Genomic DNA, 16,900 nt, shown 5'->3' with positions numbered 1-16,900 from the left:
GCCGCGCGTGTCGGAGTTCGAGAGCATCTGGAGCGATCTTCAGGGCGTCCCGTTCTCGCAGGGCTACCTCGACGCCGCGGGAGTTCGCACCCGTTATCTGCACGCGGGCGATCCCGGCAAGCCCGCGGTGGTGTTTTTGCACGGCTCTGGCGGGCACGCCGAGGCCTACGTCCGAAACCTCGAAGCGCACGCCGAGCACTTCTCGACATGGTCGATCGACATGCTCGGTCACGGGTACACCGACAAGCCCGGGCATCCGCTCGAGGTCCACCACTATGTGGACCATCTGATCGCGGTGCTGGACGCCATCGGCGCCGAGCGGGCCCACATCAGCGGTGAGTCCCTCGGCGGTTGGGTGGCCGCCAGGGCGGCGGTCGATCGCCCCGAGCGCATCGACAAGCTGGTGCTCAACACCGCCGGCGGCTCACAAGCCGACCCCGAGGTGATGAAGCGCATCATCACGTTGTCGATGGCCGCGGCGGAGAACCCGACCTGGGAGACCGTGCAGGCCCGCATCAAATGGTTGATGGCCGACAAATCCAAGGGTTACGACGACATCGTCGCGAGCCGGCAACGCGTGTACCGGCAACCGGGGTTCGTCGCGGCGATGAAAGACATCATGGCGCTGCAGGATCCGGAGATCCGTGCGCGCAACCTGCTCGGGCCCGCTGAGTACGGGTCGATCACCGCGCCGACGATGGTGGTGTGGACGAGCGACGATCCGACGGCTGACGTCGCCGAGGGGCGGCGCATCGCCTCGATGATCCCCGGCGCGCGGTTCGAGTTGATACCCGGCTGTGGACACTGGCCGCAATACGAAGACCCCAAGGCCTTCAACCGCCTGCACCTCGACTTCCTTCTGGGGCGGCAGGGATGACCGAGCAGGTGGATGTCGTCATCGTCGGCGCCGGCCCCTCGGGCCTGACGCTCGCCAACATCCTTGGGCTGCAGGGCGTTCGAACGCTCGTCGTCGAGGAGCGCGACACGCTCATCGACTATCCCCGCGGTGTCGGTCTCGACGACGAGGCGCTTCGCACCTTCCAGTCGATCGGTCTGGTCGACCGGGTGCTGCCGCACACCGTGCCGAACCAGATTCTGCGGTTCTTCGATGCCAAGCGGCGGCTGCTGGCCGAGATGGCCCCGCCCGACGCCCGGTTCGGGTGGCCCAAGCGCAACGGCTTCGTCCAACCGATGGTCGACGCCGAATTGTTCGGCGGGCTGGCACGTTTCGACCACGTCGATGTTCGGTTCGGGCACCAGATGCAGACCTGTGCCGAAACCGACGATGGTGTCACGGTGAAGTTCGCCGGGGGGCAGGACGATGTACACGCCCGCTACGTGGTCGGGTGCGACGGCGGCCGCAGCGCGACGCGCCGGCTGATGGGTGTGTCGTTCGACGGCACCACATCATCGACCCGATGGCTGGTCGTGGACGTCGCCAACGACCCGCTCGGTCACCCGAACAGCGAGGTGGGCGCCGACCCGGCCCGGCCCTACGTCTCGATCTCCATCGCGCACGGCATCCGGCGTTTCGAGTTCATGATCCACCCCGACGAGACCGACGAGCAGGCCGACGATCCGGTGTTCGTCAGACGCATGTTGGCACAACGGGTTCCGTACCCCGACCGGGTCGACATCATCCGGCACCGGGTGTACACACACCACTCCCGCATCGCGGGGTCGTTCCGAAAGGGCCGACTGCTGTTGGCCGGGGATGCGGCGCACCTCATGCCGGTCTGGCAGGGGCAGGGCTACAACAGCGGAATCCGCGACGCGGCCAACCTCGGATGGAAGCTGGCCGCGGTGGTGACCGGGCAGGCCGACGACGCGCTGCTCGACACCTACGACGTCGAGCGCCGTAAGCACGCCAGGGCGATGATCGATCTGTCCACGATGGTGGGCCGGGTGATCTCGCCGACGAACCCGCGGGTGGCAGGCCTGCGCGATCGCCTCATCCACGCCGCGTCGGTGCTGCCCGCGCTCAAGCGCTACGTGCTCGAGATGAGGTTCAAGCCGATGCCTCGGTACCAGCAGGGCGCGGTGTTCCACGCTCCGCACCAAGCGGAGAACTCCCCGACGGGCACCCTGTTCATCCAACCCCGCGTCGACACTCGCGACCAGCAGAATGTGCTGCTCGACGACGTGCTCGGCCCGGGTTTCGCGGTGTTGTGCTGGAGCAACAACTTACGGGCCGTGCTCGGCGACAAGGCATTCAGCCGTTGGAAAGCACTGGGCGCCAAGTTCATCGAGGCGCGGCCGATGACCCAGCTGCACTGGCCGGGTCACGACGACGCCGATGTGGTGGTGGTCGGCGACAAGACCGGCACGCTGAAAGGCTGGTTCGACACCTACACCGACGCGGTGCTGTTCCTGCGACCCGATCGGTGCATCGCGGCCGCTTGCATCGCTCAACGCGCAGCCGAGACCAGCGAGTCGCTCCTCGGCGTCTTACGCCTGACACCGGAAGGAGGTTCAGGTTCCCATGACAACACTGGCTCTGTGCTGTATGTCGCACAGCCCGCTGCTGAATCTTCCGGGACCGTCGCGGGATCTCCTTGATGAGATCGAAGCGGCACTGGCAGACGCGCGTCAGTTCGTCACGGGCTATGACCCGGAACTGGTCGTCATCTTCTCGCCCGATCACTACAACGGGTTCTTCTACCGGACGATGCCGCCCTTCTGCATCGGCACCGCCGCACAAGGGGTGGGCGACTACGGCACCCACGCCGGCCCGCTCGACGTACCCGCCGAAATCGCCAACGACTGTGCCCGAGCGGTTCTCGAGTCCGGCATCGACCTCGCGATCTCGGCGAGCATGGACGTCGATCACGGCACGGTGCAGCCGCTGCAGAAGCTGTTCGGCGATGCGACGGCGCGCCCGGTGATTCCCGTCTTCATCAACTCGGTCGCCACCCCGCTGGGGCCGCTGCGGCGGGTACGCGCGCTGGGCGCTGCCGTGGGCACCTACCTCGCGACGCTGGGAAAGCGGGTGCTGGTCGTCGGATCCGGTGGGCTGTCCCATGATCCGCCGGTCCCGACGTTGGCGAGCGCCCCGCCCGCGGCGCTGGAGCGCATTGTGCACGGTGCGCCGATGACGGCCGAGCAGCGCCAGGCCCGCCAGGTCGCCGTGATGGAAGCCGCGCAGACGTTCGCCCACGGCGACAGCCCGTTACAGCCGCTCAACCCGGATTGGGACGCCGCGTTCCTCGAGTTGATCGACGCCAACCGGCTTGCCGAGGTGGACGGTTGGTCGAACGACTGGATCGAAAGGGAGGCCGGTCACTCCGCGCACGAGATCCGCACCTGGGTAGCGGCTTTCGCAGCGCTGTCCGCGCACGGGCCCTACCGGACCGGGCATCGGTTCTACCGCGCCGCACCCGAGTTGATCGCCGGCTTCGCGGTCAGGACGGCGGTGCTCGATGTCTGATCTGTTCGACCACTCGGTCGACGTGCTTGTCGTCGGGTCTGGCGGCGGCGGGATGACCGCCGCGCTGGCCGCCGACGCGTTCGGCCTCGACACGCTGGTGGTGGAGAAGTCATCGCACTTCGGTGGCTCCACCGCGCTGTCGGGCGGCGGAATCTGGGTGCCGGGGGCGCCGTCGCAACGCAAAGAGGGCTATCACCCTGATCCGGACGGCGTCGTGCAATACCTGCGGCAGATCACCGGCGGCCTGGTCAGCGACGAGCGCTTGCGCCAATACGTGCACTCCGCGCCGGAGATGATGGAGTTCCTGGAAAAGCTCAGCCCGTGGTTCGAGTTCGTCTGGAAACCCGGCTACGCCGACTACTATCCGGAACTGCCCGGCGGCTCCGCACTGGGCAGCACCATCAACGTGCCCGGCATCGACCTGCGCAAGCTCGGGGACGAAGAGCAGAACCTGCTGCAGCCACTGGCGCTGGCACCGAAGGGGATCTGGTTCGCGCCCAAGGACCTTCGGCTGTTCTATCAGGTGCGCCAGAACTGGCGGGGCAAGGCCGTGCTGGTGAAACTGGCCTGGCGGATGTTCCGGGCGAGGGTGTTCGGAGACCGGATGGCCGCGATCGGGCAGTCACTCGCCGCCCGCATGCGGCTGGCCCTCAAGCAGCAGGACATCCCGCTGTGGCTCAACGCACCCATGACCGAACTGATCACCGACGCCGACGGCGCCGTGACGGGTGCGGTGATCGAACGTGACGGCCGCGCGCAGCGGATCGGTGCACGACGCGGCGTGATCCTGGCCGCCGGCGGCTTCGACCACGACATGCATTGGCGACGACAGCATTTGCCGGCGCTTGACCGCGTCCGCGAACTGTCCGGCGAGGGGAAAGACTGGAGCTTCGGCAATCCGGCCAACATGGGCGATGGGATCCGGGCAGGGGAGAAGGTGGGTGCGGCCACCGAACTGCTCGACGAGGCCTGGTGGTTCCCCGCCATCTGCTGGCCGGACGGCCGGTTGCAGTTCATGCTCAACGAACGGATGATGCCGTCGCAGTTCGTGGTCAACGGCGCCGGCAAGCGGTTTATCAACGAGGCAGCGCCGTACATGGATTTCGCACACGCGATGATCGAAGGCCAAGAGTCCGGGATCACCCACATCCCGTGCTGGCTGATCACCGACATCCGCTCGTTCCACCGCTATGTCGTCGCAGGCCATTTGCCGATACCGAAGATTCCGTTCGCGCCGGTGCCCACCGGGTGGAAGGTACCCAAAGCGTGGTTGGAGTCCGGCGTCGTACACGAAGCCGCCAGTTGGGAAGAACTGGCAGACAAGATCGGTGTCCCGAGGGCACAGCTGCGCGAGACCGCGGAACGGTTCAACGAGCTGGCCCGCAACGGCCACGACGACGACTTCAACCGCGGTGATTCCGCCTACGACAACTACTACGGTGACCCGACGCTGCCCAACCCGAACCTGCACCCGTTGGGTAAACCGCCCTACTACGCGTTCCAGATCATCCTCGGTGACCTCGGGACGTCCGGCGGTTTGCGCACCGACGAGCACGCCAGGGTGCTGCGCGGTGACGACAGCGTCGTGAAGAACCTCTACGTGGTGGGTAACACGTCGGCGGCGGTGATGGGCCGCAGCTACGCCGGGGCGGGTGCGACCATCGGGCCCGCAATGACATTCGGCTACGTGGCGGCCAAACACATCGCCAACTCATCGACCGGCACCGGCATCCCGCCAGGAGCCAAGACCGATTCGACCGTCGACAAAGATCGAAAGGTAACCAAATGAAGATCTCGCTGTTCTACGAATTCCCGCTGCCGCGGCCGTGGAGTGACGACGACGAATACCAGCTTTTCCAAGACGGCCTCGACGAGGTCGAGCTTGCCGACAAGGCCGGCTTTTCGACCGTGTGGCTCACCGAGCATCACTTCCTCGAGGAGTACTGCCACTCCACCGCGCCGGAGATCTTCCTGTCGGCGGCGAGCCAGCGCACCAAGAACATCCGGCTCGGCTTCGGCATCATGCACCTGCCTCCGGTCGTCAACCACCCGGCCCGCGTCGCCGAGCGCGTCGCCACCCTCGACCTCATCTCGAACGGCCGCGTGGAGTTCGGCACCGGCGAGTCCTCGTCGGTCGGCGAACTGGGTGGATTCGGCATCGATCCCGCCGACAAGCGCGCCATGTGGGAAGAGGCGCTTGAGGTGTCGATCCGCTGCATGATCGAGGAGCCGTTTACCGGATTCGAGGGTCAGCACGTCCAGATGCCGGCGCGCAACGTGGTGCCCAAGCCGCGGCAGAAGCCGCACCCGCCGGTATGGGTGGCCTGCACCCGGCCCGCGTCGGTCGCGATGGCGGCGCAGAAAGGCCTCGGCGCACTGAGCTTCGCCTACACCGGCCCCGGACCGCTGGCCGAGCGGGTCGCCGGATATTACAAGGAGTTCGAGGAGAACGCCGTACCGGTGACCCCGCAGATGAACCCGAACATCCTTGCCATCGGCGGCGATCTGTCGATGATGGTGGCCCCGACCGATGAGCAGGCCATCGAGCGGCTCGGCAAGGGCGGCGGATTCTTCGCGTTCGGCATCATGCACTACTACATGACCGGTATGCACACGCCGGGCCGCACCGGTGTCTGGAAGCGCCACCTCGAGGAGATCGAGAAGGACCCGAGCATCGTCTACGGCCCCGGCCGCGGACCCATCGGCAGCCCTGCCACCGTGCGCGAGTTCCTACGCGGCTACGAGGAGAGCGGGGTCGACGAACTCATCCTGCTGCTGACCCCGCGCCGGCACGAGGAGACGATGGAGTCCATCGAGCTGATGGGCAAGGAGGTGCTGCCCGAGTTCATCGAGCGGGACGAAAAGGCCCGTGCGGAGAAGGCCAAACGTCTTGAGCCCGTCTTCGAGAAGGCGGAGGCCCGGCGGCCCGAGTCCACAGCGCCGGTGTTCGACGAGAGCTACGCGTTCGGCGGGCTGCCCACCGGCCGCCAGAACTACACGGCCAACGAAGTCGCGCTGGCGATGGACGAGATGACCGAGGGCATCGAGGAAGCGGCCAAGAAGCTCAAGTCAGGAGAAGGGTGGACCAGCCGCAACCCGGCTGCCGACCAGCGCTGACCCATGGCCGCGATTGACGACTTGTGGCGCTACGACGGCCGCCGAGTCGTGGTCACCGGGTGCTCGTCGGGCATCGGTGAGCGGGTCGCCCGCCAGGTCGCCGAACTCGGCGCCGAGGTGATCGGCCTCGACATCCGCCCGCCCACAGGGCGATCCGGCGAGTTCGTGGAACTCGACCTGTCGGATCCGGCCTCGATCGACGCGGCGGTCGCGTCGATCGGAGGCCGGGTCGACGCACTGTTCAACGTCGCAGGCGTCTCGTCGGGCATCGGTGACCCGCTGCGGGTGGTGCGGATCAACTTTCTCGGCACCCGCCAGTTCACCGAGGCGCTGGTGCCGTCGATGCCGCCCGGGTCGGCGATCGCGAACGTGTCGTCGCTGGCCGCGTCGGGCTACCGGCAGAACGCCGACGTCACCGCGGGGCTGGTCGCCACCACGACGATCGATGACGGAATCGAGTGGTGCAAGGGCCATCCCGGCGCACTCGCCGACGGCGGCGGCTACCGGTTGTCCAAGGAGGCGATCATCCTGTACGGCATGGCGAACGTCACAGCGTTGGGGGCCAAGGGAATCCGGATCAACTGCACCGCGCCGGGTGTCACCGACACGCCGATCCTCGACCAGCTGCGCAGCGCCTACGGCCAGGAGTTCCTGGACTCCTTCCAGACCCCGCTGGGCCGCACCGCCACACCCGAGGAACAGGCCAGCGTGCTGGTGTTTCTGAACAGCCGCGCCGCGAGCTACATCACCGGTCAGGTGATCTGGGTGGATGGTGGCACAATCGGCGAGACCGATCTCGCCGGGTCGGTACCGCGACGATGAGTACGAGGGACGAGTAATGGCCACCATGAAGGACTTTCGCCGCGTCGCCGACGACGTTCGCAACTGGGGACGGTGGGGCGACGACGACGAGTTGGGCACGCTCAACTTCATCACCCGCGAGAAGGTCGCCGAAGCCGCCGCGACGGTCCGGCAGGGCAAGGTGATCTCCCTCGGCGGCGACTTCGGCTCATCGGGTCCGCAGGGCGCTTTCAAGTTCCGGCACAACCCGATTCACGTGATGACCGTCGACGGCGGCGACGCGAACACGCTGTGCCAGTACGCACCACAATGGCTGCGCAACTCCGTCGCTCGCGAGCTCAGCGCATATTTCGCCGACAACCCGTTCCGCTTCAACGACGACATGATCGTGATGCCGCTGCAGGCCGGCACCCAGTGGGACGCGCTGTCCCACGTCTACTACGAGGACAAGCTCTACAACGGCTTCCCGGCGGACTCGGTGACCAGCTTCGGCGCGTTCCACTGCGGCATCGACAAGGTCGACGTGAAAGGCATCACCTCGCGCGGCGTGTTGCTCGACGTGGTGGCGCACCGCGGCGCCGAGGTGTTCTGCGAACCCGGAAACCCCATCACCCCGGCCGAACTCGACGACATCGCGGCCAAACAAGGGGTGCAGATCCGGCGCGGTGACATCGTCGTCGTGCACACCGGATGGTGGACGCGGTTTCTGTCCACCGGCGACGGCGGCGAACCTGGCTCGGGCCTGCACTGGACATGCGCGTCGTGGCTGCACGACCACGAGGTGGCGGCCGTCGCGGCCGACAACCTCATGGTGGAAGACCCCGACCCGGCCAACGGCGTGCAGGGCACGTTCCTGCCGATGCACATGCTGTGCCTGCGCGACATGGGCCTGATGCTGGGCGAGTACTGGGATCTCACCGGCCTGGCCGCCGACTGCGCCGCCGACGGAGTCTACGAATTTCAGCTGATCGCCCCGCCGCTGAAGGTGGTGGGCGCGGTCGGCGCACCCGTCAGTCCGATCGCGATCAAGTAGGTAGCCGATGACCGCAACTGCAACCGGCGGGGCGACGTTCGTCGTGGGCCTCGGCGGAACGCTGAGGGCCAACTCCTCGACCGAGCGAGCGCTTCGCTCCTGCCTGGCGGCGATCGCCCAACTTCTCACGTTCGCCCGCGCGGCATGGGAAACGACGTGACGGCCTACGAACGCAAGTCCGTCCTGGTCGACGGGCTCGTCACGAGCTATCTCGAAGCAGGACAGGGTGACCCGGTGATCCTGCTGCACGGCGGTGAGTTCGGCGTCAGCGCAGAACTCGGCTGGGAAAGAACCATCGCCGCGTTGGCCGAGCACCATCGCGTGCTGGCCCCCGACATGCTCGGCTTCGGCGGGACGGCCAAGGTCGTCGACTTCAACGACGGCCGCGGCATGCGGATCCGCCACATCGCGCGGTTCTGCGAGGAGATGGGGGTCGACTCCGCGCACTTCGTCGGCAACTCGATGGGCGCGGTCAACCTCTTCGTCGACACCACCTCGGAATCGCCGCGGCTGCCGGTGCGCAGCATGGTGACGATCTGCGGCGGCGGCGAGATCCAACGCAACGAGTTCTCCGCGGCGCTCTACGACTACGACGCCACGCTGGAGGGGATGCGCCGCATCGTCGAGGCGCTGTTCTTCAGCCCGGCCTATCCCGCCGACGAGCCCTACGTGCAACGACGTTACGAGTCCAGCATCGCACCGGGCGCGTGGGAGGCGTTGGCGGCGGCGAGGTTTCGGCGTCCAGGCCTGGAGCCGCCACCGTTGCCGTCGAGCAGACGTGCGTACGAACGCATCGCGGTGCCGACTCTGGTGGTGGAGGGCGGCGGCGACAAGCTGCTGCCTGCCGGCTGGGCAGCCGAGATCGCCGGCCAGATCCGCGGCGCCCGCTCGGCCGTCGTGGACGCCGCGGGGCATTGTCCGCAGATCGAGCAAGCCGATGTCGTCAACGGGCTGCTGCTGGAGTTCTTGGCCGAGCACAAGGTGGCGTCGGCATGACCCTGCCGTTGGCGCCGAGATCGACGTCTTGGCGGGATTTACTCGCACTTTCTGTGCGAAACGTCCCTTTGGGTGGAAATCAACGAGGAGGGTCATGACGGGGGAGCTGGACGGCAAGGTCGCGGTCGTCACCGGCGGTGCGTCGGGCCTCGGCGAGGGCCTGGCCCGGCGCTTCGCGGCCGAGGGCGCCAAGGTCCTGATCGGCGACATCGACCGCGAGGCCGGCGCCGCCCTGGCCGCCGACATCGGGGCCGACGCGCACTTCGTCGAGGCCGACGTCGCCGACATCGATCAGGTCAGCGGGCTGGTGTCGACGGCCATCGAGCGGTTCGGCGGCCTGCACGTCATGGTCAACAACGCGGGCGTGTCGGGCACCATGCACCGCCGCTTCCTCGACGACGACCTGGCCGACTTCGACCACGTGATGAGGATCAACGTGCGCGCGGTCATGGCAGGCACCCGCGACGCCGCCCGGCACATGTCGCAACACGGCGGCGGGTCGATCATCAACCTCACCTCGATCGGCGGTATCCAGGCCGGCGGCGGCGTCATGACCTACCGGGCGTCCAAGGCCGCCGTCATCCAGTTCACCAAATCGGCGGCAATCGAGTTGGCCCACTACGAGATCCGCGTCAACGCGATCGCACCGGGCAACATCCGCACCGCGATCGTGCGCAAGTCGGCCACGGGGGAGGACCTCGAAAAGCTCGAGCAGTTCGAGGCCGCGATCCGCGAGCAGATGCGCAACGACCGCCCGCTCAAGCGGGAGGGCACGATGGAGGACGTCGCCGAAGCGGCGCTCTACTTCGCCACCGACCGGTCGCGCTACGTCACCGGGACGGTACTCCCGGTCGACGGTGGCGCCGTCGCGGGGAAAGTCATCGTGCGCAAACCGAAATCCGAGAAACCGAACTAACCGAACCGAGCGTCCGCCCGCTCGGCGTGCTCTCGCACCAGCAGCGGAAACCTGCGGCGGTCCGGACGGAAGATGTCGTGCGGTGAGTCATCGAACTCGACCAGCTGTGCATCCGGAAACTCTCGCCGATAGCGCGCCCACTGTTCGTCGGTGACCAGAACGCGCTCGCCGCTGCGCACCGCCAGCAACGGAATACACAGCCGGGCAAGCTCTTTCCAGAACGAGCGCGGTCGGGCGGATTGAAACGTCTTCATCGCGGCGTCGTAGTCGAGGCGCTCCCGGACGGATGTTCCCCGCCACCGTCCGTCGAGCAGGCGACGCGGCGCGCCCTCCGGCAGCAACCGTTCCTCGGGGATGTAGTCACCGATCGCGAGCGATCGGACCCGCGCGGGATTGCTCAGCGCCCACTTCACCGTGTACGACGTGCCTCGGGAGAACGTCATCAGGTGTACGCGTCCGCGGGTGACGGCATCGACCACTGCTCCCACATCGGCGCTCAACGCCGCCAGGTCGTATCCGGCGGCCGGCGCATCGCTGCGGCCGTGACCCCGAAGCTCCACGACCACAGTCCGCCTGCCGAAAAGCGGCAGGACTTCGGCGTAATCCTCGGCGATGCAAGTCATTCCGGGCACGAACACGATCGGCGCGCCCCTGTCGTCGCCACCCGAGTCGAGGAAGTGCAGCCGGACGTCACCGTTGTCGCTGAAGCGGGATACCACCACGAGCACCGGACTCTAAGCGGTCGCGTGCGTCCGCGCAGCGCCGCCGTCGCGATTGTGCGCTTTCATACGCACACAGCGGCGTGTTGCGTACGGAACGGCACAGTCGCGGAGAGGCCGCACACGAATTTAAATCAATCGCTTGACTTAAGGTGATGGCGGTGGTTGACTGGTGACCGTGACCACAGTCCGCAGTGCTCGCGCCGAGCGCGCCAGCGTCACGCGGGAAGCGATCCTCGCTGCGGCCGAGTGCCTGTTCGCCGAGCATGGCGTGTACGCCGTGTCGAACCGCCAGGTCAGCGAGGCCGCTGGACAGGGCAACAACGCCGCGGTCGGCTACCACTTCGGCACCAAGCTCGACCTGGTGCGCGCGATCGAGCAGAAGCACCGGGTGCCGATCGAGCAGCTGCTCGAACGGATGGTCGCCGAGACCGCGGACTCCATGGAGCTGCGTGACTGGATCGCCTGCCTGGTGTGCTCGCTGACCGAGCACCTCGAGCAACTCGGCAACCCGACGTGGTACGCGCGGTTCGCGGCGCAGGCCCTGGCCGACCCGGCCTACCAGAAGGTCGTCGTCAAGGACGCGCTCGGTTCGCCTGCGCTGCAGCGGGTCGTCGACGGCATCACCCGCTGCCTGCCGGACCTGCCGATGGCCGTGGTGGCGGAACGAAACATCATGGTGCGCAACCTGATGATGCACACCTGTGCGGACTTCGAGCGGGCGTTCGCCGAGGGCACCGACATGGCGCGGTCGAACTGGAGGTCGGTGGCATCGGGCCTCATCGACGCGATCGTCGGGCTGTGGCGCGCGCCGATCACCGAGCGGTTCTGACATGAAGATCACCGTCGACCAAGACAAGTGTGTGTCCTCCGGGCAATGCGCCCTCAACGCCGGCGACGTCTTCGACCAGCGTGACGACGACGGCGTCGTCGTCCTGCTCAACGCCGCACCCGACGGCGGCGACGCCGACAACGTTCGCAAGGCCGCGGCCGCCTGCCCTGCACTAGCCATCCAGATCCAGGAGTGACAAGAGAGGCTTATGTCCGACACGTTGACCACCGGCGCGGCCGTAACGGCATCCGACATCCCGGAGTACCCCATGGAGCGTGACGCGCGGTGCCCGTTCGCCCCGCCGCCGCAGATGCTCAAGATGAACGAATCCAGGCCGCTGTCCCGCGTGCGGATCTGGAACGGCACCACCCCTTGGCTGGTCACCGGTCACGCCGTGGCGCGCGAACTGTTCGCCGACTCACGGGTCAGCGTCGACGACCGCCGCGAAGGCTTCCCGCACTGGAACGAGCACATGCTCTCGACCGTGTACAAGCGGCCCCGGTCGGTGTTCACCTCCGACGCCGAGGAGCACACCCGGTTCCGCCGGATGCTGTCCAAGCCGTTCACCTTCAAGCGGGTCGAGGGGCTGCGCCCGGCGATCCAGGCGGTGACCGACGAGTGCATCGACAACATCCTTGGCGGTGAGCAACCCGCCGATATCGTCGCCAAGCTGGCGTTGCCGGTGCCGACGCGCGTCATCAGCGAGATGCTCGGTGTGCCATACGAAGACCACGAGTTCTTCCAGCACCACGCCAACGTCGGGCTGGCCCGCTACGCCACCGCCGAAGAGGGCCAGAAGGGCGCGATGAGCCTCGCGGGGTACTTGATCGACCTGATCAAGAAGAAGATGGAGAGCCCGGCCGAGGACGCGGTGTCCGACCTCGCCGAGCGCGTCAACGCCGGCGAGATCAGCGTCAAGGAGGCCGCGCAGCTGGGCACCGGGCTGCTGATCGCCGGGCACGAGACCACCGCCAACATGATCGGCATCGGCGTGCTGGCGCTGTTGGAGAACCCCGAACAGGCTGCGGCGCTGAGGGATTCCGACGACCCGAAGTTCGTCGCCAACGCGGTCGAGGAACTGATGCGGTATCTGTCGATCATCCAGAACGGGCAGCGCCGCGTCGCGATCGAGGACATCGAGATCGCCGGCGAGACCATCCGGGCCGGCGAGGGCATCATCCTCGACCTCGCCCCGGCGAACTGGGATGCCGCCGTCTACCCCGAACCGGACAAGCTCGACTTGAGCCGCGACGCGGGCCAGCAGCTGGGCTTCGGTTACGGTCGGCATCAGTGTGTCGGTCAGCAGTTGGCTCGCGCCGAACTGCAGATCGTGTTCCACACCCTGCTGCGTCGCATCCCGGCGCTGCGCCTCGCCGTGCCGATCGAGGAGGTGCCGTTCAAACACGACCGCCTCGCCTACGGCGTCTACGAACTTCCGGTGGCCTGGTAGTCAGGTCCATCTCTCAGCCCGATTGGAGTGTCAACGATGTCAGCACCCACAGCCCTCTACCCGCCCGAAGGTTTCGGCGCGCCCAAGCACCGCAGGGGCCACGCCCAAGAGGGATGCGTGAGCGGACTTCCCAAGGGCACCGAGGTCTTCTCGGCCGACAATCACATCTCGGTGGCCGACGACATCTTCTACGAGCGCTTCCCCGATGAGCTCAAGGGCGCCGCACCCCGCATCTGGTACGAGGACGGCGCGTACATGGTCGGGATGAAGGGAAAGGCTTGGACCGGTGGCGATTTCGGCCGGGTGCTGATGCAGTACGACGACCTGGCCGGTGCCGCGACCAACAATATCGAGGCCCGGGTCCGCGAGCTCAAAGAGGACGGCATCGACAAGGAGTTGGCCTTCCCGAACGCCGTACTGGCGCTGTTCCACTATCCCGACAAGGCGTTGCGTGAGCGGGTGTTCCGCATCTACAACGAGCACATCGCCGATCTCCAGGACCGCAGCAACGGACACTTCTACGGTGTCGGGCTGATCAACTGGTGGGACCCCAAGGGGACCAGGAGCACGCTGGAACAGCTGAAGTCGCTGGGCCTGAAGACCTTCCTGCTGCCCTTGAACCCCGGCAAGGACGACGACGGCAACATCTACGACTACGGCAGCATCGACATGGACGCGGTGTGGGACGAGATCGAGGACGCCGGACTGCCGGTCAGCCACCACATCGGTGAGACGCCGCCGAAGACGCCATGCCAGCACAACAGCGTCGTGGTCGGAATGATGGTCAACGTGGACTCGTTCCGCGAACAGTTCGCCAAGTACCTCTTCTCCGGCATCCTCGACCGCCATCCCAAGCTCAAGATCGGCTGGTTCGAGGGCGGAATCGCCTGGGTGCCCACGGCGCTGCAGGACTCTGAGCACATGCTCGCCTCTTACCGGCACATGTTCAACCATGAACTCAGCCACCCGATCCGGCACTACTGGGACAACCACATGAGCGCGTCGTTCATGGTCGACCCGCTGGGCCTGCGGCTCATCGACCAGATCGGCGTGGACCACGTGATGTGGTCCTCGGACTACCCGCACAACGAATCCACCTTCGGCTACTCGGAGAAGTCGCTGCAGACCGTCGTCGACGCGGTCGGCCCAGAGGACGCCGTCAAGATCGTCAGCACCAACATCAAGAACTTCTTGGGGATCGCGTGACCACCTTCGCAGCACAGTCCACGCTGATCGACATCCCGGAGTTTCCGGACCGCAACCGGATGTACCGCGAGTGCGGGGAGAGGTTGCGCGACGCGATGCGCGAAAAGGGCGTCGACGCACTGGTTCTGCTCGGCAACGGCAACGTCGTCTACGCGACCGGGGTCAGCTGGCCGCTGCTCGACGCGGGCCTGTCGCACGTCGAGCGGCCGGTGGCGATCGTGCTCGCCGACGACCCACATCCACACCTGTTCATGCCGCTGCGTGAGGGGTCGTCGTCGCCATGCGAGGTGCCCGAAGATCACGTGCACCCCGCGCTCTACCTCGAATTCGACGAGGGCGTACAGCAGTTCGCCAAGGTGCTGGCCGATCTGGTACCCGCGGGCAGCACGGTTGCCGTCGACGAACTGACCGGTGCGATGCGCCGCGCGTCGAGCACCCTGTTTCCGTCCGGCCCGCCGTCGGACGCCGCGCAGGTGGTGGGGCCCGCAAAGCTCGTCAAGACGCCCGACCAGATCTCATGTGTCCGCAACGCCTGCCGCATCACCGAAGAAGCGATGGTCGACGTCCAGAAGGCGCTCGCGCCCGGCGTTCGCCAGATCGACCTTTCGGCGGCGTTCGTCCGGCGGGCCTTCGAACTGGGCGCCACGGCGAGCATGCTCGAGGCCATCTGGCAGGTGATGCCCACGACGAGAACCGGCGGCTCCGTCTGGACCACCACCGGGGATCTCGCCTTGCCGCTGCTGACCACCGAACGCGAACTCGAACGCGGCGACGTGCTGTGGACCGACGTCAGCATCACCTACCAGGGTTACTGCTCCGACTTCGGCCGCACCTGGCTGGTCGGCGACGAACCGTCCGATCGCCAGCACGCCCAGTTCGAGAAATGGCAGGAAATCCTGTCCGCGGTGCTGGCGGTCACCAAGGCCGGTGCGACCAACGGCGACCTTGCGCGTGCGGCGATCGCGGCCAACGGGGGAACCAAGCCCTGGCTGCCGCACTTCTATCTCGGCCACGGAATCGGCACCAACGCCGCCGAGATGCCCATGATCGGAACCGATCTCGGCCAGGAACACGACGACAGCTTCGTCTACCCCGCGGGCATGCTGCTGGTGCTCGAACCGGTGGTCTGGGAGGACGGGACCGGCGGTTATCGAAGCGAGGAGATCGTGGTGATCACCGACGACGGCTACCAATCCCTCACCGACTATCCCTACGCGCCCTACGGACGGAACTAAATGGCACTCGAGATCCTGCCCGACGCAGCCGATCTGCGCCGCGGTCGCCGCGAGCGGGCATTGACCCAGATGGAAGCCCACGACATCGACATCCTGGTGTTGGGCCGCCAGGCCAACGTACGGTATGTGACCGGCGCCCCGCAGCTCTGGGTCGCGGGCACCCGGCCGTTCGGACCGATCTGTGAGGTTCTCAGGTCGGGGGAGATCTATCTCAACAGCACCTGGGATGAAGGCATCCCGGATGAGATCCCCCACGAGAACCTCTACGGGCTGGCGTGGAACCCGATGACGCTCATCGAGGTGCTCAAAGGGCTGCCCGGTGCCGACACCGTCAAACGGGTCGGGACCGACGCGCTGACACCGACATTCGCTCAGCTGCTGCCGATGGCTTTCCCCAACGCCGAGCTCGTCGACGCCGAGCCCGCGCTGCGAGCGGCGCGCCGGATCAAGACCCCCGACGAGATCGCGGTGCTACGCGGTGCGCTTTCGGTGGCCGAGACGGCGCTCGACGCCGCGCGCGCCGAGCTGCGCGCCGGGGTCAGCGAGCAGTCCCTGACCGGTGCGCTGATGGAGGCGATGGCCGCCGGCGGCGTCAGCACCCCCGCCACCCAGGACGGCGCGTGGGCGACGAGCAAGCAGCATCCTTGGCAGCGCGCCCGCAGCGGCGGCCAGATCGAAAACGGCGATCTGGTCGCGTTTTCCGCGGGAGTGCTGGCCGACGGCTACCTCGGCGAGGTGGGACGCACCTGGCCGGTCGGCGACGTCGACGGCTCGGCGGCACTCTTCCACCGCTGGGATGAGCTGCGCGACCGGCTGATCGCGGCCTGCCGTCCAGGCGCTGCGGCCGGCGATCTGCTGTCGGTCTACGACGCCGCCGGCGAGCAACTGCCCGTGATGCAGGTCGCGCACGGGCTCGGCCTGGGCTTCGACCCGCCGGTGGTGACACCGCAGCTGAAAGAGACGTGCGCGCAGGAGATCCTCGAACCCGGAATGGTGCTCGCGGTCACCAGCTATGTGTGGGAGAACGGTGTCGGCGCGGTCTTCGGCCGCGACGCCGTGCACATCACCGCCGACGGACCAGAGGTCCTGACCAGCAGCCCTTCGGCGATGGGCGGTCAAGCCACCAGCGCGGGCGAGAACGCCGGCGTCGGTATCGGCTGAAGGGATA

At 67.1% G+C, this 16,900-nt stretch carries 16 protein-coding genes and 1 pseudogene; 16 read left to right on the top strand and 1 reads right to left on the bottom strand.

Annotated elements, in window-relative coordinates; all coding sequences use genetic code 11:
* Positions 1-7 precede the first annotated feature (7 nt).
* The 10 genes and pseudogenes from MELE44368_RS12720 to MELE44368_RS12675 all read left to right on the top strand — a co-directional run bounded on the left by MELE44368_RS12720 (position 8) and on the right by MELE44368_RS12675 (position 10,290).
* Positions 8-877: an alpha/beta fold hydrolase gene (locus MELE44368_RS12720; RefSeq protein ID WP_128108825.1), complete on the top strand. Its 870-nt coding sequence runs from the start codon at positions 8-10 to the stop codon at positions 875-877.
* Entirely contained in the window at positions 874-2,559 is a 1,686-nt protein-coding gene (locus tag MELE44368_RS12715; RefSeq protein ID WP_128108824.1) for a bifunctional 3-(3-hydroxy-phenyl)propionate/3-hydroxycinnamic acid hydroxylase, read from the top strand. Before MELE44368_RS12720 ends, MELE44368_RS12715 begins: the two co-directional genes overlap by 4 nt.
* Positions 2,483-3,427 (top strand): 3-carboxyethylcatechol 2,3-dioxygenase, encoded by a 945-nt coding sequence (locus MELE44368_RS12710; RefSeq protein ID WP_128108823.1) that lies wholly within the window; start codon positions 2,483-2,485, stop codon positions 3,425-3,427. The genes MELE44368_RS12715 and MELE44368_RS12710 overlap by 77 nt, the downstream gene beginning before the upstream one ends.
* Complete coding sequence (locus tag MELE44368_RS12705; protein ID WP_128108822.1) at positions 3,420-5,216, top strand: FAD-binding protein; 1,797 nt, start codon at positions 3,420-3,422, stop codon at positions 5,214-5,216. Before MELE44368_RS12710 ends, MELE44368_RS12705 begins: the two co-directional genes overlap by 8 nt.
* Complete coding sequence (locus MELE44368_RS12700; protein ID WP_128108821.1) at positions 5,213-6,544, top strand: LLM class flavin-dependent oxidoreductase; 1,332 nt, start codon at positions 5,213-5,215, stop codon at positions 6,542-6,544. Before MELE44368_RS12705 ends, MELE44368_RS12700 begins: the two co-directional genes overlap by 4 nt.
* A gap of 3 nt (positions 6,545-6,547) precedes the next feature.
* Positions 6,548-7,366: a coniferyl-alcohol dehydrogenase gene (locus MELE44368_RS12695; protein ID WP_128108820.1), complete on the top strand. Its 819-nt coding sequence runs from the start codon at positions 6,548-6,550 to the stop codon at positions 7,364-7,366.
* Between the two features lie 25 nt (positions 7,367-7,391).
* Positions 7,392-8,378 carry a cyclase family protein gene (locus tag MELE44368_RS12690; protein WP_128108895.1) on the top strand — a complete coding sequence of 329 codons (987 nt, stop codon included), beginning with the start codon at positions 7,392-7,394 and terminating at the stop codon, positions 8,376-8,378.
* A 7-nt stretch (positions 8,379-8,385) separates the two neighbouring features.
* Positions 8,386-8,493: pseudogene (locus tag MELE44368_RS12685) on the top strand (FMN reductase); the annotation flags it as partial.
* A 41-nt stretch (positions 8,494-8,534) separates the two neighbouring features.
* Positions 8,535-9,374, top strand: a complete 840-nt coding sequence (locus MELE44368_RS12680; protein WP_409366119.1) for an alpha/beta fold hydrolase — start codon at positions 8,535-8,537, stop codon at positions 9,372-9,374.
* 94 nt (positions 9,375-9,468) lie between these two features.
* A complete protein-coding gene (locus MELE44368_RS12675) occupies positions 9,469-10,290 on the top strand; it encodes an SDR family NAD(P)-dependent oxidoreductase (protein WP_128108818.1) in 822 nt (273 codons plus the stop codon).
* Here the strand turns inward: MELE44368_RS12675 and MELE44368_RS12670 are convergent.
* The gene (locus MELE44368_RS12670) at positions 10,287-11,012 is read right to left on the bottom strand and encodes an alpha/beta fold hydrolase (protein WP_128108817.1); all 726 of its coding nucleotides are present in this window, start codon (positions 11,010-11,012) and stop codon (positions 10,287-10,289) included. The two genes, MELE44368_RS12675 and MELE44368_RS12670, sit on opposite strands and share 4 nt — an antisense overlap.
* A gap of 175 nt (positions 11,013-11,187) precedes the next feature.
* Here MELE44368_RS12670 and MELE44368_RS12665 point away from each other — a divergent pair, with 175 nt between their 5' ends.
* The 6 genes from MELE44368_RS12665 to MELE44368_RS12640 are packed head-to-tail and all read left to right on the top strand — an operon-like array spanning position 11,188 to position 16,893.
* Positions 11,188-11,841: a TetR/AcrR family transcriptional regulator gene (locus tag MELE44368_RS12665; RefSeq protein WP_128108894.1), complete on the top strand. Its 654-nt coding sequence runs from the start codon at positions 11,188-11,190 to the stop codon at positions 11,839-11,841.
* Between the two features lies 1 nt (position 11,842).
* The gene (locus tag MELE44368_RS12660) at positions 11,843-12,037 is read left to right on the top strand and encodes a ferredoxin (protein WP_128108816.1); all 195 of its coding nucleotides are present in this window, start codon (positions 11,843-11,845) and stop codon (positions 12,035-12,037) included.
* A gap of 12 nt (positions 12,038-12,049) precedes the next feature.
* A complete protein-coding gene (locus MELE44368_RS12655) occupies positions 12,050-13,291 on the top strand; it encodes a cytochrome P450 (protein ID WP_128108815.1) in 1,242 nt (413 codons plus the stop codon).
* Positions 13,292-13,327: 36 nt separating this feature from the next.
* Positions 13,328-14,497, top strand: a complete 1,170-nt coding sequence (locus MELE44368_RS12650; protein ID WP_128108814.1) for an amidohydrolase family protein — start codon at positions 13,328-13,330, stop codon at positions 14,495-14,497.
* Between the two features lie 59 nt (positions 14,498-14,556).
* Positions 14,557-15,732, top strand: coding sequence for a M24 family metallopeptidase (locus MELE44368_RS12645; RefSeq protein WP_206613760.1), 1,176 nt, complete (start codon positions 14,557-14,559; stop codon positions 15,730-15,732).
* Positions 15,733-16,893, top strand: coding sequence for a M24 family metallopeptidase (locus tag MELE44368_RS12640; RefSeq protein WP_128108812.1), 1,161 nt, complete (start codon positions 15,733-15,735; stop codon positions 16,891-16,893).
* The last annotated feature ends 7 nt before the right edge of the window (positions 16,894-16,900 follow it).

Source organism: Mycolicibacterium elephantis DSM 44368 (genome assembly GCF_004014805.1).
GTDB lineage: Bacteria > Actinomycetota > Actinomycetes > Mycobacteriales > Mycobacteriaceae > Mycobacterium > Mycobacterium elephantis.
Note: the sequence above shows the minus strand (reverse complement) of the source record. Positions and strands in the feature narration are given on the sequence as shown.